The organism is Psychrobacillus sp. MER TA 171 (assembly GCF_023713305.1).
GTDB lineage: Bacteria > Bacillota > Bacilli > Bacillales_A > Planococcaceae > Psychrobacillus.
The window spans coordinates 62,643-87,842 of record NZ_JAMAWN010000007.1; the positions used below are offsets into that span (position 1 = coordinate 62,643).

Consider the following 25,200-nt stretch of genomic DNA (forward strand, 5'->3'; position numbering starts at 1 on the left):
AGATGAATAATGAGGAACAAGAACAACGGAAACCCACGATAATTGAACAAAAAGGAAAGCAATTAATTCGTAAAAAAGGAGCAGCTGTTGCAAAGAAAGCAGCAAAATTGGCGGCTAAATTAGCCGTCAAGGCTGCCGTGGCTCTTACAAAATTACTTGTTAGCGCACTAGCATACATAGGAGGCCCAGTCTTATTAGGAATTGCTGCTGTGGGTTTACTAGTGTTGGTAATTTATATGATTGTCACCCTGTTTTATTCTAACGCTCCTGAAGCCTTGGATGAGGAAGCTTTAGGATTAAGAAATCATATCGTAGCCGTAGCAGATGCAACTGTAGATATGTCACGTCCTGAACAAGTAAAGTATCGAGTACCTCATGAGTTAATTATTGCTGCTTTACAATTATACGATTCAGGTGAATATGGAGTGTCAGAGAAAGAAGCAGCTTCTATAATGGCAAAAACTTTGGCCCCGCTGTTTACTTATGAAAAATATGAGGGGCATATAGAAAATGTAATAACGACTTGTGTAGACGGTTCATGTAGTACGGCTACAGAGAAAATACCTTTTATTCTTGAACCTTTGGTATATGTAGAAGCCTGGAATGTAATTATGGAGGCAACTGTTACTCCTTATACAACGGAGTGGCAAACCTCTACTAGTTCATCTACTACATATGAGTCTAGAGAAAAAACAGGACCAGATGGAAAAGTAATCCCTAATGAATATGAAGCAGTTCCAGTAACTACAACAGTAACTAGAAAATCTCGCTCGCATACTTTTTTAGTGGACGAAGTAGAAACAGAAGATTATACCTACTATGATCGTGTCCTATCACAAGAACCATTTGGTTATGGATTACAGGATAGGCTAATAGTAGAAGCGATGTATGAGGTTACAGGGGGATACATCAATTATACAGGCTGGTTGACTGGTAACTCTCTTATTGGTTTTGACGGTGTTGTAACTCCTGGAGCAGGAGTGCCCTTAGAATTTATGGAGTATTACCTTGCTGCAGAAAAGAAATACAAAGTGGATTGGTACTACATAGCAGCTATTCACTTCGTAGAAACTGGGTTTTCTACTCACCCTACCATGATCTCTAGTGTAGGTGCTGAAGGACACACACAGTTTATGCCTTGTACTTGGCTTGGATGGTCATATCCTGCTTGTGGAGGCGTAGGGTATGCAGATATTCCATCTTCTATAAAAACTGATCCATTTCAAATAAAGAAATATGGTGGACTTGGAGTAGATGGTAATGGGGATGGGAAAGCCGATCCGTGGAACGTAGTAGATGCTATATTTTCAACAGCTAATCTATTAAGCAAAAATGGTTTTTCCAAAAACATAGATTCGGCAATAAGGGCATATAACCATTCCGATACTTACGTAACAAAAGTAAAGAATAAAGCAATGGAACTAAAAAACTCTTCCTCCTATGCAGCTGGAGATGGAAAAATACCAGCATTGGCACCTGGTTCCTTTATGCGTCCTGCAGTAGGTAATATTTCTTCTAAATATGGTCCTAGAAATTTGAAAAATGGTTTCCATTATGGGGCTGACATTCAAAATAGTACAGGTACCCCAATAGTGGCTATGGCAGATGGAAAAGTAATTAAACAGTATTCTGGATGCTCAAATAACGGAAGCCTCTTGAGTAAATGTGGAGACGGTTGGGGAAATCATGTGTACATTGAACACGTAGTTGGAGGTCATAAATTTGTAGCCGTTTACGCTCACTTTTCTAAAACAATAGCAACAACGGGTCAAACTGTTAAGCAAGGACAGGTTGTAGGTGCGATGGGGGCAAGTGGAAGTGTTACTGGAGTCCATCTTCATATTGAATTACACAATGGCTCTTATAAACGTCCCCAAAATGTATTAAATCCTGCTTTGTATATTCCATTGTAAAGAGAGGAAGGATTAAATGGAGAGAAAACGTTTGTTGATAGCCTTGTTCATACTTCTATTTATCCTTCTTCTCCTTTATCTCCTATTAGGTAAGGATACTGCTCCTAAATTAACAGATAAAGTAGAAGTAATAAACAAGAATCCCATGGAAATTACAGAGGTAACGGAAAAATCAAAGCATATTGATGAGTTCATATTATCTAAAATACCAAATGGCGAGAATATTTTTTTTAAAAGAGAACAGCATATGCCTCATTCTGAAGAAGAGAAAGTAACACTTGAAGACTTGAAAAAAGAAACCATCCAATTTGTATATTCATCATTTATCTTACAAGATTTAGATCAGTTAACCGTAGCTTTTTCTTCTGAATCTATTCGTTCCTTACAGGACAATCAGGAAAGTGGTAAGCAAGAAGATTTATTGCAAAAGTTAACCAAATTTCTTCAATTGATGAACAGGAATGGCATGTTGGAGAAAATAGATTACCAATTTGAAATAGACAAATACAAACAAGAAACCAATAAGGGATTAATAAATGTTTATTATACAGACAACCTTCAAATCTCTATAGATATTGAGGTTCAGCAAGTAGGAGATGATGAACACTTAGCCTATGAAATTATTACTCCTTTAAAAAACTTTGAGGAAATTATATTAAAGGCTAATTAAAAAAAGGTTCACCCCTTTTAAAATCAGGGTGAACCTTTTTCCATTTGTAAAATATTAAAAAGTATTCCAAATTACGTATACTTAGTTCATAATATAATTAATATGGACTACAAAGGAGGAAAGTAAATATACCTATGTCTTTAATCTATATGGAACTTGTTAAATTAGTCGATGATTATTATAAATGTGATAACGAAACAGTAAGAAGTCAAATACTTGGCGATATTCAACTACTTACTGAAGCGGTGTGTAGTGTAGAAACTGTATCTTAAGAATGATATACTCTGTGTTTCATTAGGTTCCAGGAGTTAAAATAAGCAATGATGGTCATATGGGTAGGTAGCTGCTTTTCTTTTGCAAGCAAATTCCATTCCTTTACTGTCGGTGGTTTAGAAGGGAAATTACTTTTAATGAGCTCTCTTAATTTATCCTCGTCCCATTTAATTGTTCCTCCCGCTCCCGTTTGCTCCTCCATAAACTCTTTTCCCAAATAACGTTCAAATGTTTGAAATGCTGGTAGTTGGTTTTCTGAAGCAAACATATTCCAATCATATATATTTGTAAATTTAGACTTATATTTATCTAAAATCTCCAGTAGTTGCTCTGAATTGTATTTTACTGGTCTATGGGCTCTAGCTTGCTCTAGTGAGAAAGCTTCTTTAGTTAAATTCCAACTTCCAAAATTTTTAATAAGCGTAGAGGAATGAGGTAGCTGATGTTGTTTTGCATACTCATTCCACGCCTTAGTACTTGTTAAATGCTCTTTATGTTCTTGAAGAAGTAATAACAAGCTATCTTTGTCATACAAATTTTTTCTGTTTCTACCCAATTTATATTCTCCTTACACATCCTGTGCAATCCAGTTGATTGCCCATTGTTTATTAGCGTTCGCATAGGCGATAATACGTTCTTTTACATCCGCAGCATACAAAGGAGCAAAAGTATCAGCATTTGGAACTTTTGAGACTAAATCATTGTAATATCCAGTATAACCCCATTCTTTATCATCTGTGTTATTTGGATATGCATAAGGGATTAAATACATAGCTATATGTGTTTCTCTAATAGCTTGTTTAACATTTTCTTTCTTACTCACATCTTCGAAAAATACTTCCATTCGGGCGGAATCAATGTAATACACGTTGAGGTGATCTAAAACCACTGACATTACTTCTGCTCCATCAATAACTCTAGGAGAAACAGAATAACCGTCCCAAACGAACTCAATTTCTATAGCTGGAACATAGTAGTTATCAAATGTAGCTGCAGAGGGATACTTCCTGTTAAATTCAGATAGAAGGAAGTTATAAAGATGCTCTCCCTTTGGAGCAGCATGATAATCTTTTGAAAATAACTGTGAACCTTCTTTATAGCAATCATCTAGAAAGTATTGAGACGCATATGCAGGTAAAGGGTTAGGAAAAAGGATATAAAATTTATTTATATCTTCGCTCTCATTATCTTTACGGAAACCAATTAACCAGTCTTTATCGGTATCAATTGACGCTACAGCTCTATTTAAGTATGCATATGTTTTATTTTTGTTTTCTACTACGACCATCTCAGGCTGATACCATAAATCAAGCGTACTATTCTCTCTAGTTGATTGTTCTTCAAATAAGCGAAACATTTTAACGTTTTCATATTCATGTTGGTATTTCTTTAGTAAACCATTTAATGCTTTATCCTTGCTGTATGCATGTTTCATAGTTGTAGGTTTTATATATCCATTTTCAAGGTTGGCTTTTTGCTCTTGTTTCTGTTGACGCTTAGCCTTGATAAAGAGGGGAAGTACCACTGGAAAGAATAATACAAATAGCAAAGTTCCTAGTACTAGGGAGCCAAAATTAGTCTGACCAAATAATAATAAAAGAGTGCCTAAAGCTAATAATAAGCAACAAATCAAACCAATTAGCACAATACATACAAAAATAAACAAAGCTATATATATTACAGTTAAGGTAGGAATACCATTTGCTACAAGCCCTAGTTTATTCGCTAATTCTACCGCTCCAATTTTATTAAATAGAGGATAGAACCAATCATCCCATTTAACAGCCACTAAGAGTATAGACAAGAAACCCATAATTCCTGCTAAACCGGCTGATTTTTGAATATCATACTGTTGCTTAGCTCCTGCTAGCCATAATAATTCGTTTATCATACTTGACCCCCCAATACTCTCTTTTTATATAAAGTAATGTTATTTTATAAATTATAACATATTGGTCGAATATAGTCAATTAGTAGTAGTGGGGCTGAAAGTATGGACTATATCGGAAGGGTTTTAGATTTTATTCTTCTAATTCATCTATTTCTTGTACCTCTGAAATAGACATCCTATTTAAAACATTCCTCTGCTCCTGTTGAGATAGGTTGGTGTAGAGGGTGGTGGTTTCAATCGTATTATGGCCTAACTGATCTCGTAAGCCTATCAATGAGCCGTTATTATCTAACCAACTATTAGCAAAAGAATGGCGTAATTTATGGGGGCTTAATCTTTTACCCTCTAGGAATGCTTCAGAATACTTATTTATAAGACTTTGAATCGTTCTTACTCCAATAGGGTTTGCAACCCCTTTGTATTTAGAAACAAAAACATATTTGTTTTTCTTATCAGGCTTATAAACCTCTTCTCTAACGTCTAAATAGGCTCTTAAATCCTTTAAAGCAGTAGGGGTGAGGCTAACTGTATCTAAATCATTTCCCTTCCTTACAACGTTAATATCACCTTGTTGAAGGTCTATATCAGTTAGGAGCAGTCCAGCTAGTTCATTTACACGAATACCACTGCCTAAAAAGAGGGAGATAATAGCTGTGTCTCTATAGCGGTCACGTTCAAATCTCTTTTGATTAGCAGGCGATAAGCCAAGAGCATAATAATGCTTCACAAATTCTAAGAAGCCTTTCATTTGTTCATTATTAAGTATAGTTGTATTTATACGTTTAGCTCTTCGTGCTGCCGTTTCTTGTTTTTTAGGTGTTTTTATTTTAGCCATAACATTACGGTAAAAATAACATTCTCCGTCTCCTTTTTCACTCTCTGTGGTTAGATAATTGAATAAAGACTTAAGAGATTGAATAAAACGCGTTACGCTTGCATTTGATCTTTGAACGAATACGTCTTTCGATTTTTCAATTTTAACGTCTGTTAGTTTTTCGATAAAAAATTCTACATCTATTTTAGATAATTTCTCTAGGTCTTCATAAGGTACTTCTTCTGGCTTTTTAGCTTTAGTCTTACCTTCCTCGCAAATCCATTTAAAAAACTCCTTATAATCATGCAAATAACCACTTAATGTAATGGGGGAGTATCCATTACGCTTTTTTGCACGAACATATTCGGAAACATAACTAGGTAATTCTTTTAATGCACGTTCTATATGCTGCTCAGCTGATAAGGTCTTTCTTGTAGGTGCTGGCAATTTTATCTCCTCCTTTTACTATAATTTCTAATTCAAATAGCTCTAATTCTTTAAACCAATGTTCCTTAGTTTTAATCGCATCTGTTCTTCTAAGAATCAACTGGATAATTGTCTTATAATAGTTTAAGAGAGAGATCAATGGTAGCTTGGCAGTAATTTGCCGACCACTATATACTTTCTTTTCTTTAATTTCTACATTTAAATTACAATCTCGAATTAATCTTTTTAACAGAGTATAAAAGAGTTTATTCGTGTTAGTGTAATAAGTTGTTTCTTCAGGAGTGTTTTCATATAAGTTTAAAAAACCATCTTTGAACCATAATGTTAGACAATCATAAATCTCTTTTCTTTTCTTTAATTTCCATATTTCTAAATAGGCGGTGGGGGATAGCTCCATGGCAATAGCTTTTTTCTCATGGACTAAAATTAACCCAGGAGATAGTCTTTTAAATTTTCCTGATAATTCCTTAGTAAAATTCCTTAGTAAAATTCCATAATCATAAAAAAATATTTTATCAAACATATAAACATATTCACTAAGCTTGTTCATTTTTCTCCTTTTCGCTCTAAATCTAATTTTAGTGCAATTATATCAGAATAAATGAATAGTAGAAAGGGGAGTATTTTTGTCTGTATACAACTCAATTGTACCCTGGTGTGTGGACAACTTTTAAGATAAATATGTAGATGCAATACAGATATTTATTTAGTACTGGAGGAGGGGGAGTTAAAATAAAAGCCAATATTATATTGAAATATTGGCTTATTTGAGTTTAGGTTATATTTGTGTGTAATTAATTCTAATATCCGTAAGATTATAATAAGACAACCCTTTTATTACGGTATTTCCTTCATCAAAGATAACTAAATTATTATTCAGTCCTAAAGAACTTTTAAAAACTATTCCATCATAGCCTAAAGACTTTATAAACTCAGTAAGAAATTGAGAAGGTATATATTCGATTTCTGAAGTGTTTGGATTAACCGGTTTAGATAACATTTCTTGCAAATTTAACAATAATTTTCTACTTGTTAAAACCTCCCGAAGGTTGGATGTAATAAACGGAGATTCTAATTTTTCAACACTGGATAAGTCGACTAAAACTAAGTCCTTTGTTGGATAAATAGTAGCAACAGTAACTTCTGCACCTTTCCACGGACGCACTTCAGAAATAGCAGTCTCGGGCGTTTCTGCGCAGTATAATACTGAAATACCAACAGGGTTAGCCCGTCCACCCTTAAGAACCTTTTCAAAAGGAGGGGCCTGTAAGTCTATGATCTCAGTGAAATGTCCAATCCTAGAGCGATAGATGGAACTATCTTCGGATATACTAACTTTTAAATTAATCATTATATCCTCTAATAGACCATAAAGTTCATTTAAAGAAGTAAAAGTATCAAGTTCTTGGTTAGGAAAGAATCTATTTTCTTTTATTAGTCTTTTTTTAAATGTATTCCATAGATCGCTTCCATCTCTGTAAGTAAACGTCTTTTCTACTGTCGAAAAAAATGTCGTTTCGTCAATAGTTTCCCCTAATTCATCATCTTTATTTTCATTCATTATGTCGTATAATAAACTTTCTCCAGTACCATCGGGGAATATTAGCCAATCATCTTGGAGCATATTGTATAAGGTGTCCCCGAAGCCTGATATATCATTTACTAATTGATACGCATAATGTTCTCCATGTTGGGATACCTCATAATAACTTTCTATATTCTTAAAGTATTTATAGTATAATTCAGAAGTGTAAACAACTTGTATATCCTCGTCACCACAATAATGACAATTATCAAAGATGGTACTATGTTTCTCAATATAGTCTCGAATTACTCTATCTTGAAAGCAATTAGCACAACAGTACACTCTTGTCACCTCATCATTTTTTTATTTTTTATTTCCTTTTAATTTTACTCCAAAACAAAGCTGCTACTAAAATTGTGGCTCCTAAATAAGCAAATTTTTTATTTGTTGGTTGGAAGTCATTTTTTAAAGTAATATCAACATTAATGTCTAATTCATTAGTAATAGGCAATGTTTGTTTAGTGGATGTAAGTTCAGAAGTAGATGAGGACTCTTCTATACTTTTTTGTATGCTCTCTAATTTTTTTTCGGTTTTTTTTTGAATAACTGCGTTATCGAGGCTAGATGCCATTTGAATAAAAAAAGCAATGAAAACAGAAATAAGAACAGAACCACTAGCTATATAATAGTCGTTTCCTTTAGATATACCATTGACTAAAACTGCTAATCCTACAAGGGTAGCTACAAATGCTCCCGCTGTTGTGAAAATGGTGATAAAATTATACTCTTTGTATTCTTTATCTTTTAAATTTGATATCCAATATACAACGTGGGTTATTAGCAGAATAGCAACAAATAAAATAACTAAGTAAAAATAAACCATCTATACATCTCCTTATATTAAAATACATTTTCCTCATATATATATCGGTTTTCTTCAAATAGTTATAACCCTTTATTTGAATTCGTCTAAGGGGACGTGTACAATGTTGTACTCTATTTTATCTGTAAAAAAAGAGGTGTACTCAATAATTCGAGTACACCTAAAATTAATTTATGATTTTTCGTCTTTTAAATGCTTATGCATTTCTCTTTCTGATAGAGGTATGAAAGAGTTAGAATTAATGACATGAAGCTTTGCAATCCCTCTAGCAAATTTCCCTACCACAACTTCTTTGACTCCTTGTGCAGTTTTGATATAAGCGCTATATCCCTCAAACCAGTAGTTATTCTGTTTGTCTAATTCATTACGTTTACTTCTTGCTTCTTCAAAAGTTGCGGTGCTACTTTTGAATGCAGCTGGAGGTCCTTGAACCGAAATTCCATTTTTAAGAGTTACATTAATCGTTTCTTTGTTTATTGCAGTAATTATCCCAAGTTTACCATCTGTTGCTTCTACAATTTGACCAGGGAAGGCTGTATCAAAAGTTAGCACGTTATCTTCATAAACTCCATAAGTTATATGAGGGAATATACCAGTATTAAGTTGTTCAACAAGAGCTTTTTTAGCATTTTCTAAAAATTCTTCGTTACTTTCACCAGTTACTTTAAAATTCATAGTTGCTAGTGTTAAAGCAACAGTTTTTTGTGTAAGTTCTTTAGAGTAGTTCGTCATTTTATTTCCTCGTTTCTTTTTAAATTTTATATTTTCGCACTAAATTTGAATTAAGCGCAAACTTAATTTACAAATTAAAAAATTAAATTAGTCAAGAGATTGACTTTCTAATTCATCTAACAGTTGGTGCATACCTTCTTCGCTAACTAACATACCAGGTAATAATTCTTTTAGTTCAGATGATTCTTTTCCAGTAACAAAACAAACAGGCAAGTATTTCTTTAAAACAATTTGTTCGCCTTTACGATAGATTTCTACCTCGTCAGTATTTACATCAACCTTAATTTTACGGAAGATATTAATAGGTATTCTGATTTTTCCTAGCTTATTAATTCGAATAACTTTCCCAGTGAAATACAAAGAAATCCCTCCATGTTGTAAGGTCAATTATTCAATTTTTTGCTTCTAAACAGTAATTTCTCATTAATATACACTCCTTACTTATAGAATTAGATATAGTGATTTATCCTCCCCATTGTTAAGATTTATAAAATAATATTATATTATAATTTATAATAAGTCAACTTTTAACAAAAAAAGAAACCCTATATAAGATTATAAGGATTTCTTTTAATATTTATTATGATTTAAACTGGTCCACCTGAAGATCCTAACATTGCACCTGCAGGAACTTCCCATTTCTTCATAATTAAGTCTTTTTTATTAAAGTTTCTATTCAATGCTAATTGTTGTGGTTAATTAATTGAAAAATCAATATTTTTAGATTTCTTTAAGACGTACTAGAAACATAATTAGCACTATACGAGTGATTAAAGAACTTACCTTCTCAAATAGATTCTAATACTTGCTTGAGCATTTGATGTATTAGTCTTTCTTTAATCGTAGGTATTCCTAGAGGTCTTAACTTGCCATTTGCTTTTGGTATCCAAACTTGTCTAACACTGTCGGATCTAGCAATCATTGAGGGAAACTTTAATTGATTCTAAGAACGCGGATTGATTAGATTCCGCTAGATTCAATACGTTTTCACCGTCAGTTCCTTTAGTTGTCGTACCTTTGTTTGATTTTGTTTGTTCTGTAAGCTAAGAGAATGTTTTAATCAGATAAGATAGTTTCTAGCAAATTTTTGAATACTTTTCCTTCTCAACTATCTTTATAGATAGTTGAATTTCATCGAAGTTATAGTACTGCTTTATCCTAGTCTTTGCGCTCATAGGCGTTAGGTAGGAGTTTCTTTCTTTCCACATTCCAATAAGTGTCGCTTTGCATATACTTTTAGGTGTCTACTTTAGACCTGTAAGTTTATAACCTCAATTGCTGTTATCCCGAATTTCATAATGTCAAATCGTACTTTTCGGTAACTTACACATACATTATGTAGCAGCTCTCTTTTGATAAGCTCAATAATTTAGATCCGTACATTCGCAGTTTAGTCAGTACACAATTGGACATTCTGACCACGAGTATTTTATAGCATCCCGGATTATCTTTAACCTTATTCCGAAGGGAACTTAGGTTAAAGATAATCCGACTTCATCTGGCTTCATACCTTATATTGCTATCACAATAAGAGGCATGTAGGAGACTTAGATTGTTGGTTTCAGCTCAGCGTGACGGCTTTCATTCCCAACTTCCACTTATTAGTTATCCTAACTCTTTACGAATTAGTCCCTCATTTCACGGGTACACCGCTTATAAAGAAACGTGTAGCACTGACATTCATTTCGTCGACTAGTATCGCTGAGTTTGTCATACTACTTAGTGATATTTGAGTTGGTGATGGAAAAAGCGGAAGGACATCAAATACCTGTAAAGGCGCACCATGTCCATTTCGTTTTTCAATCATATAACACCGCTCATTTTTTTCATAAGGCACTGCTGCAATATCAATGTCATCGTGGGGGTACACATACCATTCTTGCTCCTTAATAAAACGGTAAGGAGACAAATCAGGTAGTTTACCTTGTACAAAAATCTCTTAATACTGCGGCAGTTAAACCTTTTTCTTTTGATGCGAACATAGACATCCTTTAACCCTTTATTGGTAATGGACTGTTCACATACGACTGGCCAGACGGATTGCATCTTCATACTTTTACTCCCCTTTCCATAAATTTGAGCATAAAAAAACGCTCATTTGTAAAGGATTGAAAAATGTAGACATAAAGATGTCTTTCAATAGCTTACAAATAAGCGTATAGCAAAAAGTTGCTGTCTAAGATTTCTCTCCCGCCTGGGTGAGAATAGATTAGTAAAGAGTGATTAACTTAGATTGTTAATACCACGTATTCCATAAAAGATTTTTTTAAGTGTCCCCAATTATTATGAATGATTCAAATGTTCATTATAAAATTTACATTAAAATGATGTTTTGGGTTATATTAATAATCAACAAATAATTAAGAGGAGGAAGTCTAATGAAAAAAAGTAATTCATTGTTTGTTTTATTTTTATTTTTTTTATTATTTTCGAGCTTATCTGTTTCTGCCCAAGAAACAAACTCGTCCAAAATAATGTACCAAGGTGAAAGTGAAAACTGGAAGGGTGATTTTACAATTGAAATTTCGGAGGGGGCAATAACAAAACTGGGGAAGATAAAGTATAAAGGGAAAGATGTTGACTCTGTGGGACAAGTTTCATGTACGTATGAAACAATTGCCGGTACAACATCAACTAAAGCTCTATTAGCAGGTCTGGATTCAATTGATTCACCTATAGGAGAAAAGGGTACTCTTTCAAGTAAATCAGTTATAGGAAATAGTAATTTATATTCCAAAATAGACGTTATTCAAGTGACTGTAAATTGGGATGGGAAAACCGAATCATTTGATTTATACAAATGATAAAAATTGCATGAACTATAAATAGATTGAAAATATATCATCAAATAACACCATTCTCTAATACTATAGAGATGGTGTTATTTTCTTGATCGGCAATTCTTCATTGCAACTTTCCCATAGGATTGAATTATTTAGTCTTTAAAAGACATAGAGTAGGCAATTTCTAAACAACAGATTACCGATATTATATTTAAAATCATAAAATCATAAAATCATGTATGTTTTTAATTTTATTAAAATCAAATAAATATAATTAATTTTTAAAAAGGAAGGAATATTCAGTTTATTGTCTAATTAGTAATGTATGCCATGTATAATTTGGGAAATATGGATGTCAAACCAAGTACCGTACTGTGGCATTGTCATCTCCTTTTTTATTATGATAAAAACTCCTCAAATAAATTTTCAACTCTTATTTTTTATTTGAGGAAACCAAATGAAAAAGGAGAAATTATTCTAAGAAAGGAGATAAGAAATCATTCAAAAAAATTGATGATAAGCTTTACGGGTGTTAAAAAAACATTAGGGAGTGAAATACTATGAAGAAAAAGATATTGTCTTTGTCATTAGGTTTATTTTTATTAACTGGAACTTCCGCTTTTGCTGCAACAGGTCCAATTAATACCACTTCTTCAAATACGACTGTTTATGATTTTAACGATGGTGAAATATCTTCTATGTCTGGGACAGTAACGTCTTATGCTGTCGATACAATTAAATCGAAAAATCTTTTTTACAGAGGGGGAACACTTCTAAGTGAAAATGAAGAAGTTGATTATAATAACCACTTTGTTTTAGCGTACAGCCCAGATTTCAAACTTATTAGAGGGTTCACGTACTACGCTGCAGGTATTCACACTGTAATTCATAATGGAGTAACATATACTCATTCTTCCTCTAAGGTCGTGGAGAAGAATTAAGTCTGTTTCTCATTCTTGGGAAAGGAATCGTTTATAAATTGGTATTTTAGATTTACTCTTGGTTGATTACTTACAGATGTGCTAGATCTGTGAACTTCTTTGGCAAAAGAGTGCATGAATCTTTGGTTAATACCCGTTTTATGGACAAACGTCATGGAGATGGGGAAACCCATCTTCTATTTATATGCTTTTATTATATGATATAGGGAGAATTAATATTCATGAAAAGTAACTGTCTCTATAAGATTATACTTTATTTTCTGCTGATTATTTCTTTAACAGCATGTAACAATGTTAGACAAGAAACACAAGAAACAAAAGAAGCCTTAACTCCTTTCGGACATTCTAGTGAGGATTCATTAAAAATTGGATTTGGCGTTACTTCGGATAAAGCAATATCGAATAAAAATTTTACATTTTCAATGAAAAGTTCAGAAATTTTCAGTCCCGAAATAACTTTAATTAATGATAATCCTGATGGGAATGACTTTTCATTAATCTTCCTTCTAGACTATAAACAAATACCAATAATAACAAACAAAGAGAAAAAACTTATTGTAGAAAAAAATCTAAAACCTGTTTCTGAAGAGAAATTTCAAATATCGTTACCTGAGCTTACAGTTGGAAGACATGATTTTTTAGCATTAGCCATTAGAAATTCAGAAGATATTAATTCAGACAACATATATATGTACAGAAGAGGAACTATAATTGTTGATCAGGATAAAGATGTAGAAATATCTTCAAGCAATTTGGATTCTGAAAAAAGTACAAATCTCCCAGAAGGGGTTATATTTGCATCAAAGGAATTACCAGAAACAATAAATGATAGTGTTATAAATTTTACCAAAGATGATGTTCAAAATTTATATTTAAACTTTCATTCTGTTGCCAATAGAAATTACGTTATATTAACGTTTTTAAATAACAATCTCATTAATGAATCAATAGCAAATCCATACATTTCAATTTTAGAAAGCGGAAATAATCACGTTCCTGTAACCATGCCTAAAAGAAGTCTCGCATCCTATAACGAGTTGTTTTTTGCCATTGTTGAAAACCCATATGACCGTGTTGAGGATGATAATGGTTCATTAAAAACTATCCCTTGGGATGTAAATTTTTCAGATAAAATAATTATCAAATAAATTATATTTTTATCATTAATTCTAACTTAACATTAACAAATGAATATACTTGTTTCGTCGCAGTTCTAACAAACAAATTAATTCTACAATAATTCCTTGGAACAACTATTAGAATTCTCGAGGACTCAAAAACTCTTTTTCAGTAACAGATCGAGAACTTCGATAACTATCTCACGTCTGTATTTCAAAGGTTCTTTCAAGAATAATTTAACTGTTTTCTTAAATCTCTCTTTCGTTAAATAGTTCTCATTAATCGAGTGTTGATATTTCTAGACCATTCTGTGCTGCCTGGCAAGCTTTTTGAATACTAAACCTAACCCCCCTTTCTTTCTTAACGTAGAAAGTGGAATTGCCATGCCATTCGGTCTTCACTTACCATTTCTAAGTGAAGTTTGTAAATATATCCCACAATTGGTTCTCCATCTTTTAAAAAAGCTCCTATCACTATAAAGTATGTGATTGAACGAAGAAATAATCCATGTAATCGATGAATTCGATATTTGAATTATAACCAAAAGAATTTAATAGTTCGTTGTCACTTTTCATTTCTTTCTTCCAAAAACTCATTATTCCTATGTACATTCCTCCTTATTAGTCAACAGATGGCAGATTCGATTTTGCCAACATTTTTTTATTAAAATAGTTAGATAATCCGTATAGCATTAACAAGAAAATATAACAGGACATAGTAACGTCCCTTAAAGCCGAGAGTATTAGGAAGGGATTAAAGGATAGTTCCTATAGTGAAAATCAGGGAGATACAATACAATGGAAGTACCAAAAAACAAAGCTTGTAGTCAGTACTAAAACTATTTTCTAATGGTTTATGCATGGCAGCAATTATCATTGCAGAAGAAAAAGCAATTAATAATAAGACAACAGTTTTCAATTTTATACACTCTTTTTCAATAAAAGGAGCGGATCAATTATCCGCTCCTAAATTCTTAAATACCTCTTGGACCTTTAAAAACTCTTCATCGTCTTTAATGTCCTCTAACCTTGTTGTATTGTCATATTCTTCTGACCCTTCCTATCGCTGTTCCAGCTTCATCTCGGACATAAGCATATTGGATATCATCTATAACGACAACATGGGATACCTTTATTAAATCTAATTGAACAGGTTGAAAAATAAATTTTTTTGCTCCTCCGTCATGACCCTTACCTAGAAAATCTTTGATTTTATCTTTATAGTAATCAAACTAATAATACACTAAGGCATAATGATGAAAATCCCCCGAAATTATAATGTTTTCTTCCTCACTTTTTATCGCGTTCTTTTTCATATACTAACACCTTTTCACCTTGTTTTTATTACGCTTCTAACTCATAAATATAGTTGTCCTCTAATAAATCTTGTTCACGGGCAGATACGTGACAGTAATTAGCTTCACAATGAACAGCACTAGCACGGAGAACAGGCGTACTTGTTCCTACCTGAAAGAAAAATCATGTTTGAAAGGTTCATATGAAACCACCTGGTCTAATCCGCTAGGACAACTTTGGTTAACTCTTACTACCTTGCCTATCACAAAAGTATGTACTTCTTGCTTCTTTTTACGTATAGCAGATGCCAGCTTCACCTACAATAAATTCACAATTTGTAAGAGTAACCGAACTACAATGAGCTAAAACTAATTTATTAGCAGCACAACGGATACTAAAAGCATTTTCTACATTCAAATTCCGATAAACTTCAACTGTTTCACCGATCTTAAATGTTCTTCCTCTGTACCTTTTAAAAAATTGCTCCATACTACAAACATCCTTTTCATTTTTTACATTCAATAATTATTATTGGACGCAAAAAAGCCCTTGGACTGTCTGATTTACACAGTAAACTACCCTGTGTTACACAAACGCCCAAAGGCTAATATTAATCGTCACCGTAGAATCACCCGATAAGAGGATTTACAAAAGAAATAAAAATAATTGAATATATTTATATTTTAAAGGATTAAAGTTAAACAAACAACCTATACTTACACCACTCCTAGTTAATCCCTGATAGTATTAACTGAAGTAAAAGGTGATTGTTCAATTAACTCAAGATATTCATTAAAGCAAGAATTGCAATAAGGAGATCCTTCCCAGATAGTAAATGATTTTCTAATAACCTTGTGACACGTATGACAAATATTCAAATAGTGTACTGTAGCGGTCATTTATAACACCCTTTCCCAATAACATTTAATAAAAGCCAAAGTTACATTAAAAAAAATAGTAGATACATTAAGAATCAGCTTTTTTTGCTGCTCCGTCTTCTTTAAGAAACTGAGTAGCTAGATTTACCATCACTTCATTGAACGTTTTCTTTTCTTTACTTGCGTAATCATTTACTGCTTTAAACAAACTCACAGGAAGATCTATAGAAGTCTTGTGATAGCCACTTATAAATGTCCAATGGTCTTCTTCCAATACAATTTCACCAGCTCCACCCTTTAAAAAAGAACGGATAGTTTCTGAAGAGAAGTTTTGGGGAGCAGAAGTATGTATTTTCATGGAGCCAGCTTTTACGGAAAGAGCTATATAGTCCTCATTTTCACGTACTCGAATGTTTTCTATGCCTCTAAATTGATAAATAAAATCAAGAAACAGGTAAGATAAACCATTTTCTTTAGGTAATAATAGATCCGTGTAACCATTCACACGTTCCATAGGTTGGTGAATGGAATATGTTCGCTTGTATCCAAAATGTTCAGCTTTTTCTATGGGGATCCATTTGGTAGAGGTTAGAAAGAATCCCCATTCACCCTTTTCATTTTTAATAACCCGTGTCTGAAGATGCCCGTCTGAAGAAGTAAATAACTGATAAAGAGCGATGTCAAAGCGACTATGATAAAATTCTGTTCTCAAGCCACGAGTTGGAGCAGTTTCTTCTAGCTTGCCTTTAATTTGGTTTGCAGAATCATGGGGAATTACATAGCGTTTTTGTTCATTGCCATAAGGGATTTCATGGACCTCTATATCAAGTTCATTAATTAATTGATAAATTTTTTGTTTCGTTACCCCTAATTTTTTGGCTAATGCTGCGGGGGTAGTTCCGTCCCTTTTCTTCTTCTTTTTAATCTCAGTAAGAGCATCAACTTCCTCTGGATAATACCTGGTCTTTCTATGGTTTCGATAAGGATCTTCTACTTTTCGTATTTTCCCTTTTTTCGCATAATGGTAGACGGTAACTGTGGAGATTCCAAGTAGTTCAGCTACTTCTTGTTGAGTATAATACTTTTCATTTTTATCGGAAGAATCGAACATAGTTATCTCACTCCAAATTTTCTGATGTATATTGCAACATAGCAATTACGAAATGTACATTAAATTACGCTTATTGTTCTAAAACCTATCCCTAAAATCTTGATTAAAATCCCTTCTCTTTTATTACCTGTGTAATGTTTTAACTTTATAAAAGTATCTGGTCTCATTTCTTTTTTTTGCTCTCCTTTACTGACACATTATGGTTCTAGTACGTCGCAATATCTAGGTTATGTGAAGTAAAACCTATTCAATTCTAAAATCGTACTCAGTCATACCCTGATATAATTCACCGAGTTCTTTTAAAACCTCCTGATAGGACATTCCTCTGCTACTGATTCATAGGTTGGTTGTATAATGTAACCTCTCGTAGGTAATATCTATTGTTCCATTAATATCTTGAAGTACTAGTTCTCGTTCATTATCCATACTACAAGCTCCACATATATGATGTGGGTTTACTGTCAAGCGGTCAAACATTAACTTTTTAACACTTCGCTTTTTTGCTATGCAAGAGCGATGTTGCCCATCTGATAAACCAATATGGCCACAAGCATTTCTGCTTCCTGAAATCCCTGTCCTATTTTCAAAATCATTATTGAGATTCATACTATCAAATATTTCTCTGCAATATCCCACACGGGATTCTTCATAATGATGGGCTTTGCAATTTCTAGAGGCGACAGTGTATTCTTCTTCACTTAAATCAAAAGTACATTTCCCACTCGCTAATTTATGGCAGTCTAATTCACTGAAAGTGAAGAAAAATGATTCTCTTGCTGGGTTGATTAATACTTCAGAGTTATTTTTACTCATCTTTGTTCCCCCTGTGATTCTCTGTCTATTGTTCTTTTAGACTACTTATTTATTGCGTAATATTCACGATCTATACATCACCACTTCTTTTCATGAAAATTTAAATTAGAGTCGTGGAGTGTAAGAGTCTTTTTATTAGATTTCTTTCTATCTAATAGGAATATACGTTCTATTTTACTTGTGCATTATTGATTAATATACTATAGTTAAATCATTACATATATTGGGAGGAAATATAATGCTATCTAACAACTTACAATCTTCCGTAGTACTAGTTGAGTACACTGATACATACCATGAACACTTATCCAACTACCATTTAGGTGAGGATCAACTCCAATTTACCAGTATGCCTTTGGATAAAATTAAAAATCCTAATGTCTCTAGCAATGCTAAACATGTATTAATTCTTGAAAACAGTGTACCCGTAGGTTATTTTGCTTTAGAAGATGGAGAAAAGCTTTTTAAATACAGCAATAATTCTAATGCTCGTTTGCTGACAGCTTTCTCGATTGATTCAAGAAATCAAGGTAAGGGATTAGCAAAGAGCGGACTTCGGCTTTTACCTGAGTTTGTTAAAAATAATTTTTCCGAAATTGACGAGATAGTCCTAGGTGTTAATAAAAGAAATATACCTGCTTATAATCTTTATTTAAAAACAGGATTTGAAGATGAAAACGAACTTTATGAAGGTCCAAAAGGTCCTCAACATATTTTGCATTTGAGAGTATAACAGGAGAGCTATAAAGCTCTTCTTTTATTTATTCTTTTATTTACTAAGACGTAGTATGGTTCTAGTACGACGTAATACTTGTGAGTCCATTAAATACATTTGACTAATGTCTTCAAGAATCCGCTGATTTTTAAGCTTTCGAATTTGTTTATTCTTATTTGTTCTTTGTACTGCTAAGAATAGTGGCATCTTAACCCAATCGCTCACTTTTCTTACATTATCCTCAATAGTGGGTATTTCTCCTGTAAAAGGATTTTTAGATTCCTTTGTGATTTTAATTAGTCGATTGTCTTTTTCTCCAGTTATATTCACGTTTTTAACCCATACGTTCTCATTCTCGTGTAAATAAGCTACATTTAACTTATCGAACATTCTATGTGACAAATTTCCATTATGTTCTGCTTGTCTAATGTCAAAATGATATAAAAAGCAAAAACATCCTTCCATTAAATTTTCCTCTAATTCTGGAATAATGTACTTGGATTTGTCTAGATTTTTAACTTGGTCGTTTAATTCATCAATTGTTGTATCAATAAATCTTTCAGTATGTTTATAAACCCCTTCTTTTTTATAAGGCTTTATATTGAATCCTTCGTTTGCAATTCTAGTGATTCGAACGTAATTTCCTAGTTTTGTCGAAATGACAGGAGGATACATTTTTAAGAGTAACTCCTCATAAATAAGAAAAATTTTCCATTTACATTCATTATTACTACCGTTTTCTTTCGATTAATTTTTTTAGTTTCCCCAATTTTTAATTTCTCTTTCTCCTAAAGGGCTACCTTCTTTTTAATATGAAACTACCCTTATTTTAATAAACTAGTTTTACTAAATTAATCCTTGGTAAACCACGTTTATAGTTGTTGGAGTAGATAATGCTGTATCTATTACTTCCGAAAGTCCTCCAATTGTGCTGCAATTGACCATTTAACAGCGATCCATGCTAATCCCCTTACTTTCTTTTCAACGGGTGTTCCACCTTTTGTTTTGCTAAATTATGGGGTCAACATCCCAAACTGACTCGCAATAATGCTCTGTGTCTGGATGATTAACCTTATGTATAGAAATAGCAGCTGAATTATGATTAATGGCAATATCTACGGACAGACCAGTAGCCATTTCAATACCTGTTCACTGGCTCCACCCACCACCCCCTTCAGCAAAGTTGTCTACAATAATTTCTCTGAATAAATTAAATTGTTGCATCGCTATCCCCCTTTTCTTCCCCTAAGCCTCTAAGCATAATTAATAAAATTACTTTTCTTTGTATGTAAAGAAATATTTGGTATATCTAGATTGTAATATAACATTATTTTATAAGCAATTATAATATGTATTAAAATATAATATAAAATAATAAATATTTAATTTTAACTAAACAAATACCCTATTTTTTTATTTAGGCTTTATATATGTATATTTTTATATTATTATAAAGTTACAACTTAATGGAAAATGTATATTTTTAAAGGTTAGATTATTTTTAAATAAAAGGAGGGTGAATGATTTGAAAGTAATTAAACAAAATGTTCCAATGGTAGATTCGCTAAAAGAGCACCTTCAAAACAAAGAACTAGTTCCATTTCTGCAGCAACATTTAGATGAGGCTGATAAATATAATACTCCCAAATTTCAAAGGTTTACTGATACAGATATGATGGTATGGTTTTTACATCATCAAAGTAATATTGACAGGAAGAAAGACCGTTCTGATAGAACCATTAGGGAATACGAAAAAGAGTTAAGTCTTTTTGTGGAACAGCTAGTGCAATATGCGAATGACATCAATTTAGACATTGACAATATAATAGAAGGTTCTCTTTTCAAATCTCTGCAGACGAGGCATTTAAGACGTTACCAGGAATGGCTGGTTAGCAGAAGCCCTTATGTTTTAAAAAATAAAAAGTACTCTCCTGCAACAATTGAAAGGAAAACGACTATTATAAAATCTTTCTTCTCATTTTTGTACAAAGAAGGCTATATTAACGAACCTATTCATTTCGGATTAAAGAAAGCTACCGTTCGATTGGATGAACGTCCAAATAGAGACTTGGGGCCACAAGAGGTAGAATTCATTCTAGATGCATTTAAAGATAGCAAGCATTTCATTATGTTTTCTATTGTGTACGTATTGGTTACTACTGGCATTAGGAATGAAGAATTTTGCAAGTTGCAGGTAAAGGATTTGAAAAAGGATACTATACTGGGAGGGTATTATCTAGATGTTTTAGGGAAAGGAAATAAGCGGAGACATGTACCTATAAAGTCTAAAGTTATTGATAGTATTAAAATGTTTAGAAATGTTAGAGGGATATTACATAATGAAACTGCAGAACCTAGTGCGCCTTTATTTTGTACAAACTCAGGTAAACCATACTCTCCATCGTATTTATCTCAATATGTTTCAAAAGAAATAAATAAAATGTATATAGAAAGAAAGGGAGAAAACATTAAGGTCACGCCTCACTATTTTAGGCATGCTTTTGCAATCATTTCTCGATTAAATCAAGTGGACGTACACGACATTAAAAGATCACTTGGTCATGAAAGGCTAGAAACAACAGAAATCTACTTATCCAAAGTCTTTGAAAAAGAAAATCATGCTATCCATAGTTGGAAACCTGGTTCACTAGGTGAGTATATATAATAGAAGAAACTCAAAATCACTTTTAATATTAAGGAAAGAGATGTTGAAAAGGACGGGAATGTTTAAATACATTTTACGTCCTTTTTTATGTTTTATTTTTATCTTTAACAATCCTTGGAAACTGGACGCAAAATTTTATTTTTATTAAATTCCGTGAAAAAAATAAATTTACTTTTAAAATGCTGATATGTATTTACATTCCTCTGAATACAAAAGGAGGAATAAAAATGAGCAAAAAAAATGAGCTTATGATTGAGATTGAGAAAAAAAAGGGAGTTAAGATTACTATCAAGATACCAGTACCACAAATATTAAGATTAATATCAATAATCTTAAAAGTTCTTTTATATTTTTAATTAAAATCAATCCAGTCATTAAGAAACGTGCATTCATTTAGTTGTTGCACGTTTTATTTTATTTCACTAATAATATTTATTATTCTATTGAGCATAAGGCTTCTTTTTTATTCTATTGAACTTTATAGAAAAATAAAGTTCAATAAATCCGATAATACAACCCATACTTAAAATCAATGTAATAATCTTTATCAAGTAATTAGGGTGTGCAAAGTTAATAGAGATCATTAAAATACCCAGCATTAACCACACGTCTAATACCTGTTCTAATTCCTTATGCAATAAACTATCCTCCTTTTCCTCACTCATTACGAGGTAATTCGCGTAATACACGAAATAAGTTTTCTTTCGTTTAAATATAGTAGTTTTAAATACTATATAAATTAAAATTCCACTTGCAGTTAGAATACCTGTATACAATGACCTTAAAATAAATTATTTTCTCCATCTGTCCAAAAGTTCCTGAATTGACTCTGAGAAATTGTTACTACCAGTTAAAAATTCATCAATTATATATAACCATCCTGGTAAAGCTAAAACAGTACCCATAATAGTTCCTAAGAGAATCCAATGGCCGTGTATATTCCAAAGAGAAGTAATATTATTAATAAATAGTTCGATAAAAGTCAGAGTTTTTGACTTCTTATATTGATAACGTCTTTTTCGTGATTTTATATCTAAGTTTGCAGCATTATCATCTTGTTTTTCAGTCATAGCGGTTCATCCACCTCTTTTATATGACATGTTTTCTACGTAATGCGTATTAACTCACCTTTACAAAACACACTTTTAAATCAATCATCTTCATCCAATTCGTCTAGCTCGCTACAATCGAAATCGTGCTCGAAATCAGTATCTAATTTACCAAAATCAGTATCTTCAGGATAAAGTTCAATAACTATACGTTCACAATTTATACATCTAAATTCAACTTCTACCATTTTCATTGTGGAATACTCCTTTTCGAATTGTTTATTAAGACTCTTCGATTATTCTCTTTATTTCTTCATATCCACCTTCAATATCTTTTCTTTGGTCATCGTCTAAATCGGATGACTGATAGTGTTCTACAAGATGGTTTAAAATATCCACTAAATCTTCTTTTAGAAAAATGGTCACATTATTCATCTCCGTTTCCTACACATTTTGGTTCAAATGTGTCGCAATATCTACGAACTGCGTCATAAAATTTCTAATTATTTCTAATCCCTTCTTGTGAAAATTTCAACTCTATTGTACCCTTTTAAAGAACAAACGTTCTTGAATATTGGAGGGATGGATCGATGAAAAATAAAGCTATATTGGTTATTGATGTACAGAACGGAATGTTTCCATATGAAAATTCCGTTTATAATGGAAAGGAACTATTAAACAATCTGAAAAAATTACTGATGAATGCCCGTACAACTAATACTCCGGTCTTTTACATTCAGCACAATGCTTCAGAAGGAAAACACCTAGAAAACGGTACGGAAGGGTGGGAAATTCATCCTGAAATCTCACCTGAAGAGTCTGATGTAATAATTCAAAAAGATACACCTGACTCTTTTTTTAACACAGACCTAGAGTCCGAACTGAAAAAGAAACAGGTCAATCATTTAATAATTACTGGCATTCAAACTGAGGTATGTGTAGATACAACTACCCGAAGAGCATACAGCATGGGTTATGATGTAACTCTTATAACAGATACTCACAGTACTTGGGATTCTAAAGAAATCACTGCTCAACAGATAATAAATCATCACAATCAGGTATTACGCTGGTTTGCTGACACTAAAACCTCAACGGAATTCGAATTTTGATTAATTAGGTTGCTATTAGCAGCCTCTTTTTATTTATTCCGTTGTTACGTATAATTTGTCTAGTACGTCGCAATGTTTACGTAGTGTGAACTTATATTTTATTAAATCTTTGGTCTGTCTCGTACAAAGTACACTTAGCATAAAACACTGGCTCTACTTTATTTTCAGCTATTTGAACTAAAGAGGTTTTGTACATCTCGGCACGCTTAGCCTGTTCTAACAGCCATTTAATAGTGTTAATATCACGTTCCTCAATGGTTTGCTCTTCATCATTCTCCAACGAATATTTTAAATCAGTAATTAAATCCTTCGCATACCCCAACATTTTGCACTCTTCCAAAATAACTCCTCCTTGTGACGTTCTTTGTTTCTAGTACGTCGCAATATTTACGAACTACCCGACAAAAGTTACCTTAATTCTTGCCTTAGAACCGTATAGACCTTTTGATTTTAATAAATCCAATGTTAGATTTTGGACTAAAACAAATTCCCCATCAATTAATAATTCTGCTGAATTCACTGGATATTCATTTGATCCTTCATCTAAAACTAACCCTTTGATTCCTGAATAAAAAATATAACCATAAATATACCCGTCTTTCTTTCCTGATTGAAAATCGCTCACTATAAAATTCCTCCTTATTACGTTTTTTGATCCAAATGTGTCACAATATCTACGGAATGTGCCTTAATCGTTCTGCTTGTTTTCATTCATAATCTTCTTCCATTCGTTATCTCCGATAATCTGATTTATATATAACTCGGACGTCTCTTTTATAATGTGTACAGTATCAATATTGTCAATTTCAACATCTACTGAAGCTAAGTCAATGTTCTTAAACGCCTTGTCCTGTAGCCATTCTTTCAATTTGTATTCATTATCCGCTATGTCTGGTTCAACCAGTCCCATTAAAACATTGCAACTAACCTCGAATTTTTAACAAACCTGCAATAAAGCCGATGATTAAACAAGCTAAAAGGGGTCCTACCAACAAAACGCGGAAAACATACGCTAAGCAAATTTCGACATGAAGAAAGCCGATTTTCCCTACGCTAAGGAATTATCGGCTTTTTAGTCATTATTTTTGTCGTGTCACTCTATTTATAAAACCAGTTACATTACCAAGACAACAAGAACCTTGAGGGTTGTTTACTTCGCATCCACATCGATTTGCCTTTATGTGCATTGAGATGTTCTGTACAATGGTATTTTCCTCGGTTTTATTACTTTCTTCAGAAACAATTTTTCTTGTCCATCCAAAACAGTAACAAATTGGCGTATTTTCTTTCTCGTCTTTTTGAAAGACTGGTATTTTCAAATCACTTTTAGTAAATATCTGTTCCTTTTCGTTAAAATACACAACATCACATTCTGAAAAAGAGCAAAATTGATAACTGGTATCTGGTTGCAAATTTGCTAAAGCTTTAGGAAGAAGTAAACTTTTAAGCGTTATTAATTTCATCTGTTTCCCTTTATTTTTACAAGAGGGGCAAACAATAGACTTTTCCTTTTCATTCAACTTGGAACAACAATCCTCCATTTTTACTTATATCTCCTTTTTCTTAAAAAT

At 32.6% G+C, this 25,200-nt stretch carries 32 protein-coding genes and 1 pseudogene; 9 read left to right on the forward strand and 24 right to left on the reverse strand.

Translation table 11 applies throughout. The annotated features are described in order from the left end of the window. The first annotated feature begins 2 nt into the window (after window positions 1–2). Both M3627_RS08545 and M3627_RS08550 read left to right on the forward strand, forming a co-directional pair. On the forward strand, window positions 3–1,913 hold the full coding sequence (locus M3627_RS08545) for a peptidoglycan DD-metalloendopeptidase family protein (protein ID WP_251554166.1): 1,911 nt from the start codon (window positions 3–5) through the stop codon (window positions 1,911–1,913). 16 nt (window positions 1,914–1,929) lie between these two features. Continuing rightward, a complete protein-coding gene (locus M3627_RS08550; protein WP_251554171.1) occupies window positions 1,930–2,583 on the forward strand; it encodes a hypothetical protein in 654 nt (217 codons plus the stop codon). 268 nt (window positions 2,584–2,851) lie between these two features. Here the strand turns inward: M3627_RS08550 and M3627_RS08555 are convergent, their stop codons facing one another. The 10 genes from M3627_RS08555 to M3627_RS08595 form a co-directional block, all read right to left on the reverse strand. Then, on the reverse strand, window positions 2,852–3,412 hold the full coding sequence (locus M3627_RS08555; protein ID WP_251554173.1) for a hypothetical protein: 561 nt from the start codon (window positions 3,410–3,412) through the stop codon (window positions 2,852–2,854). A gap of 12 nt (window positions 3,413–3,424) precedes the next feature. Beyond that, window positions 3,425–4,747, reverse strand: coding sequence for a hypothetical protein (locus M3627_RS08560; protein WP_251554175.1), 1,323 nt, complete (start codon window positions 4,745–4,747; stop codon window positions 3,425–3,427). A gap of 130 nt (window positions 4,748–4,877) precedes the next feature. After that, window positions 4,878–6,008, reverse strand: a complete 1,131-nt coding sequence (gene xerS / locus M3627_RS08565; protein WP_251554386.1) for a tyrosine recombinase XerS — start codon at window positions 6,006–6,008, stop codon at window positions 4,878–4,880. Continuing rightward, a complete protein-coding gene (locus M3627_RS08570; RefSeq protein ID WP_251554388.1) occupies window positions 5,974–6,558 on the reverse strand; it encodes a hypothetical protein in 585 nt (194 codons plus the stop codon). The genes xerS and M3627_RS08570 overlap by 35 nt, the downstream gene beginning before the upstream one ends. A 228-nt stretch (window positions 6,559–6,786) precedes the next feature. Then, window positions 6,787–7,875, reverse strand: a complete 1,089-nt coding sequence (locus M3627_RS21045; protein WP_251554414.1) for an RES family NAD+ phosphorylase — start codon at window positions 7,873–7,875, stop codon at window positions 6,787–6,789. Window positions 7,876–7,903: 28 nt separating this feature from the next. Beyond that, window positions 7,904–8,416 (reverse strand): hypothetical protein, encoded by a 513-nt coding sequence (locus tag M3627_RS08580; protein WP_251554416.1) that lies wholly within the window; start codon window positions 8,414–8,416, stop codon window positions 7,904–7,906. Window positions 8,417–8,587: 171 nt separating this feature from the next. Further along, window positions 8,588–9,148 (reverse strand): hypothetical protein, encoded by a 561-nt coding sequence (locus M3627_RS08585; protein ID WP_251554424.1) that lies wholly within the window; start codon window positions 9,146–9,148, stop codon window positions 8,588–8,590. An 87-nt stretch (window positions 9,149–9,235) separates the two neighbouring features. Beyond that, window positions 9,236–9,508: a transition state regulator Abh gene (locus M3627_RS08590; protein ID WP_251554439.1), complete on the reverse strand. Its 273-nt coding sequence runs from the start codon at window positions 9,506–9,508 to the stop codon at window positions 9,236–9,238. A 427-nt stretch (window positions 9,509–9,935) separates the two neighbouring features. Continuing rightward, window positions 9,936–10,070 carry a hypothetical protein gene (locus M3627_RS20820; protein ID WP_285841676.1) on the reverse strand — a complete coding sequence of 45 codons (135 nt, stop codon included), beginning with the start codon at window positions 10,068–10,070 and terminating at the stop codon, window positions 9,936–9,938. 711 nt (window positions 10,071–10,781) lie between these two features. Beyond that, entirely contained in the window at window positions 10,782–11,018 is a 237-nt protein-coding gene (locus tag M3627_RS08595; RefSeq protein ID WP_251554441.1) for a hypothetical protein, read from the reverse strand. A gap of 508 nt (window positions 11,019–11,526) precedes the next feature. Between M3627_RS08595 and M3627_RS08600 the strand changes: the two genes are divergently transcribed. From M3627_RS08600 to M3627_RS08610, 3 genes are all read left to right on the forward strand, one after another. Next, a complete protein-coding gene (locus M3627_RS08600) occupies window positions 11,527–11,952 on the forward strand; it encodes a hypothetical protein (protein ID WP_251554443.1) in 426 nt (141 codons plus the stop codon). A gap of 539 nt (window positions 11,953–12,491) precedes the next feature. Continuing rightward, entirely contained in the window at window positions 12,492–12,872 is a 381-nt protein-coding gene (locus M3627_RS08605; RefSeq protein ID WP_251554446.1) for a hypothetical protein, read from the forward strand. Window positions 12,873–13,093: 221 nt separating this feature from the next. After that, a complete protein-coding gene (locus M3627_RS08610; RefSeq protein WP_251554456.1) occupies window positions 13,094–14,020 on the forward strand; it encodes a hypothetical protein in 927 nt (308 codons plus the stop codon). A 444-nt stretch (window positions 14,021–14,464) separates the two neighbouring features. Here the strand turns inward: M3627_RS08610 and M3627_RS08615 are convergent, their stop codons facing one another. The 4 genes from M3627_RS08615 to M3627_RS08630 form a co-directional block, all read right to left on the reverse strand. Further along, entirely contained in the window at window positions 14,465–14,602 is a 138-nt protein-coding gene (locus M3627_RS08615; protein WP_251554458.1) for a hypothetical protein, read from the reverse strand. A gap of 975 nt (window positions 14,603–15,577) precedes the next feature. Further along, window positions 15,578–15,775, reverse strand: a complete 198-nt coding sequence (locus M3627_RS08620) for a hypothetical protein (protein WP_251554460.1) — start codon at window positions 15,773–15,775, stop codon at window positions 15,578–15,580. A 477-nt stretch (window positions 15,776–16,252) separates the two neighbouring features. Beyond that, window positions 16,253–17,275 carry a helix-turn-helix domain-containing protein gene (locus M3627_RS08625; protein WP_251554476.1) on the reverse strand — a complete coding sequence of 341 codons (1,023 nt, stop codon included), beginning with the start codon at window positions 17,273–17,275 and terminating at the stop codon, window positions 16,253–16,255. Between the two features lie 336 nt (window positions 17,276–17,611). Then, window positions 17,612–18,088: a hypothetical protein gene (locus M3627_RS08630; RefSeq protein WP_251554478.1), complete on the reverse strand. Its 477-nt coding sequence runs from the start codon at window positions 18,086–18,088 to the stop codon at window positions 17,612–17,614. Between the two features lie 238 nt (window positions 18,089–18,326). On the opposite strand from M3627_RS08630, the gene M3627_RS08635 reads away from it, so the two are divergent. Next, complete coding sequence (locus tag M3627_RS08635) at window positions 18,327–18,821, forward strand: GNAT family N-acetyltransferase (protein WP_251554495.1); 495 nt, start codon at window positions 18,327–18,329, stop codon at window positions 18,819–18,821. A gap of 36 nt (window positions 18,822–18,857) precedes the next feature. Here the strand turns inward: M3627_RS08635 and M3627_RS08640 are convergent, their stop codons facing one another. Beyond that, window positions 18,858–19,478 carry a hypothetical protein gene (locus tag M3627_RS08640; protein ID WP_251554503.1) on the reverse strand — a complete coding sequence of 207 codons (621 nt, stop codon included), beginning with the start codon at window positions 19,476–19,478 and terminating at the stop codon, window positions 18,858–18,860. Window positions 19,479–19,741: 263 nt separating this feature from the next. Beyond that, window positions 19,742–20,027 (reverse strand): annotated as a pseudogene (locus tag M3627_RS08645) (DNA cytosine methyltransferase); the annotation flags it as partial. Between the two features lie 292 nt (window positions 20,028–20,319). Here M3627_RS08645 and M3627_RS08650 point away from each other — a divergent pair. Next, the gene (locus tag M3627_RS08650; protein ID WP_483315284.1) at window positions 20,320–21,468 is read left to right on the forward strand and encodes a tyrosine-type recombinase/integrase; all 1,149 of its coding nucleotides are present in this window, start codon (window positions 20,320–20,322) and stop codon (window positions 21,466–21,468) included. A gap of 227 nt (window positions 21,469–21,695) precedes the next feature. Further along, complete coding sequence (locus M3627_RS20825) at window positions 21,696–21,824, forward strand: hypothetical protein (protein ID WP_285841677.1); 129 nt, start codon at window positions 21,696–21,698, stop codon at window positions 21,822–21,824. Window positions 21,825–21,908: 84 nt separating this feature from the next. Here M3627_RS20825 and M3627_RS08655 read toward each other — a convergent pair whose 3' ends face one another. The 4 genes from M3627_RS08655 to M3627_RS08670 all read right to left on the reverse strand — a co-directional run bounded on the left by M3627_RS08655 (window position 21,909) and on the right by M3627_RS08670 (window position 22,943). Next, the gene (locus M3627_RS08655; protein ID WP_251554521.1) at window positions 21,909–22,106 is read right to left on the reverse strand and encodes a hypothetical protein; all 198 of its coding nucleotides are present in this window, start codon (window positions 22,104–22,106) and stop codon (window positions 21,909–21,911) included. 153 nt (window positions 22,107–22,259) lie between these two features. Next, window positions 22,260–22,538: a hypothetical protein gene (locus tag M3627_RS08660; RefSeq protein WP_251554533.1), complete on the reverse strand. Its 279-nt coding sequence runs from the start codon at window positions 22,536–22,538 to the stop codon at window positions 22,260–22,262. Between the two features lie 80 nt (window positions 22,539–22,618). After that, on the reverse strand, window positions 22,619–22,771 hold the full coding sequence (locus M3627_RS08665) for a hypothetical protein (RefSeq protein ID WP_251554542.1): 153 nt from the start codon (window positions 22,769–22,771) through the stop codon (window positions 22,619–22,621). Between the two features lie 28 nt (window positions 22,772–22,799). Further along, on the reverse strand, window positions 22,800–22,943 hold the full coding sequence (locus M3627_RS08670) for a hypothetical protein (protein ID WP_251554551.1): 144 nt from the start codon (window positions 22,941–22,943) through the stop codon (window positions 22,800–22,802). A 164-nt stretch (window positions 22,944–23,107) separates the two neighbouring features. Between M3627_RS08670 and M3627_RS08675 the strand changes: the two genes are divergently transcribed. Next, entirely contained in the window at window positions 23,108–23,629 is a 522-nt protein-coding gene (locus M3627_RS08675; RefSeq protein ID WP_251554560.1) for a cysteine hydrolase family protein, read from the forward strand. A gap of 91 nt (window positions 23,630–23,720) precedes the next feature. Here M3627_RS08675 and M3627_RS08680 read toward each other — a convergent pair whose 3' ends face one another. The 4 genes from M3627_RS08680 to M3627_RS08695 form a co-directional block, all read right to left on the reverse strand. After that, a complete protein-coding gene (locus M3627_RS08680) occupies window positions 23,721–23,969 on the reverse strand; it encodes a hypothetical protein (RefSeq protein WP_251554581.1) in 249 nt (82 codons plus the stop codon). Window positions 23,970–24,023: 54 nt separating this feature from the next. Next, the gene (locus tag M3627_RS08685; protein ID WP_251554590.1) at window positions 24,024–24,254 is read right to left on the reverse strand and encodes a hypothetical protein; all 231 of its coding nucleotides are present in this window, start codon (window positions 24,252–24,254) and stop codon (window positions 24,024–24,026) included. 63 nt (window positions 24,255–24,317) lie between these two features. Beyond that, window positions 24,318–24,539, reverse strand: a complete 222-nt coding sequence (locus tag M3627_RS08690) for a hypothetical protein (RefSeq protein WP_251554592.1) — start codon at window positions 24,537–24,539, stop codon at window positions 24,318–24,320. A gap of 169 nt (window positions 24,540–24,708) precedes the next feature. Beyond that, window positions 24,709–25,170 carry a putative iron-sulfur cluster-binding metallochaperone gene (locus tag M3627_RS08695; protein WP_251554624.1) on the reverse strand — a complete coding sequence of 154 codons (462 nt, stop codon included), beginning with the start codon at window positions 25,168–25,170 and terminating at the stop codon, window positions 24,709–24,711. Window positions 25,171–25,200 lie beyond the last annotated feature (30 nt).

Coding starts and splice junctions, on each gene's coding strand:
- M3627_RS08545 (WP_251554166.1), top strand. CDS start 3: ATGAATAATGAGGAACAAGAACAACGGAAACCCACGATAATTGAACAA.
- M3627_RS08550 (WP_251554171.1), top strand. CDS start 1,930: ATGGAGAGAAAACGTTTGTTGATAGCCTTGTTCATACTTCTATTTATC.
- M3627_RS08560 (WP_251554175.1), bottom strand. CDS start 4,747: ATGATAAACGAATTATTATGGCTAGCAGGAGCTAAGCAACAGTATGAT.
- M3627_RS08570 (WP_251554388.1), bottom strand. CDS start 6,558: ATGAACAAGCTTAGTGAATATGTTTATATGTTTGATAAAATATTTTTT.
- M3627_RS08580 (WP_251554416.1), bottom strand. CDS start 8,416: ATGGTTTATTTTTACTTAGTTATTTTATTTGTTGCTATTCTGCTAATA.
- M3627_RS08585 (WP_251554424.1), bottom strand. CDS start 9,148: ATGACGAACTACTCTAAAGAACTTACACAAAAAACTGTTGCTTTAACA.
- M3627_RS20820 (WP_285841676.1), bottom strand. CDS start 10,070: ATGATTGCTAGATCCGACAGTGTTAGACAAGTTTGGATACCAAAAGCA.
- M3627_RS08600 (WP_251554443.1), top strand. CDS start 11,527: ATGAAAAAAAGTAATTCATTGTTTGTTTTATTTTTATTTTTTTTATTA.
- M3627_RS08605 (WP_251554446.1), top strand. CDS start 12,492: ATGAAGAAAAAGATATTGTCTTTGTCATTAGGTTTATTTTTATTAACT.
- M3627_RS08610 (WP_251554456.1), top strand. CDS start 13,094: ATGAAAAGTAACTGTCTCTATAAGATTATACTTTATTTTCTGCTGATT.
- M3627_RS08615 (WP_251554458.1), bottom strand. CDS start 14,602: ATGTACATAGGAATAATGAGTTTTTGGAAGAAAGAAATGAAAAGTGAC.
- M3627_RS08620 (WP_251554460.1), bottom strand. CDS start 15,775: ATGGAGCAATTTTTTAAAAGGTACAGAGGAAGAACATTTAAGATCGGT.
- M3627_RS08625 (WP_251554476.1), bottom strand. CDS start 17,275: ATGTTCGATTCTTCCGATAAAAATGAAAAGTATTATACTCAACAAGAA.
- M3627_RS08630 (WP_251554478.1), bottom strand. CDS start 18,088: ATGAGTAAAAATAACTCTGAAGTATTAATCAACCCAGCAAGAGAATCA.
- M3627_RS08635 (WP_251554495.1), top strand. CDS start 18,327: ATGCTATCTAACAACTTACAATCTTCCGTAGTACTAGTTGAGTACACT.
- M3627_RS08640 (WP_251554503.1), bottom strand. CDS start 19,478: ATGTATCCTCCTGTCATTTCGACAAAACTAGGAAATTACGTTCGAATC.
- M3627_RS20825 (WP_285841677.1), top strand. CDS start 21,696: ATGAGCAAAAAAAATGAGCTTATGATTGAGATTGAGAAAAAAAAGGGA.
- M3627_RS08660 (WP_251554533.1), bottom strand. CDS start 22,538: ATGACTGAAAAACAAGATGATAATGCTGCAAACTTAGATATAAAATCA.
- M3627_RS08665 (WP_251554542.1), bottom strand. CDS start 22,771: ATGAAAATGGTAGAAGTTGAATTTAGATGTATAAATTGTGAACGTATA.
- M3627_RS08675 (WP_251554560.1), top strand. CDS start 23,108: ATGAAAAATAAAGCTATATTGGTTATTGATGTACAGAACGGAATGTTT.
- M3627_RS08690 (WP_251554592.1), bottom strand. CDS start 24,539: ATGGGACTGGTTGAACCAGACATAGCGGATAATGAATACAAATTGAAA.
- M3627_RS08695 (WP_251554624.1), bottom strand. CDS start 25,170: ATGGAGGATTGTTGTTCCAAGTTGAATGAAAAGGAAAAGTCTATTGTT.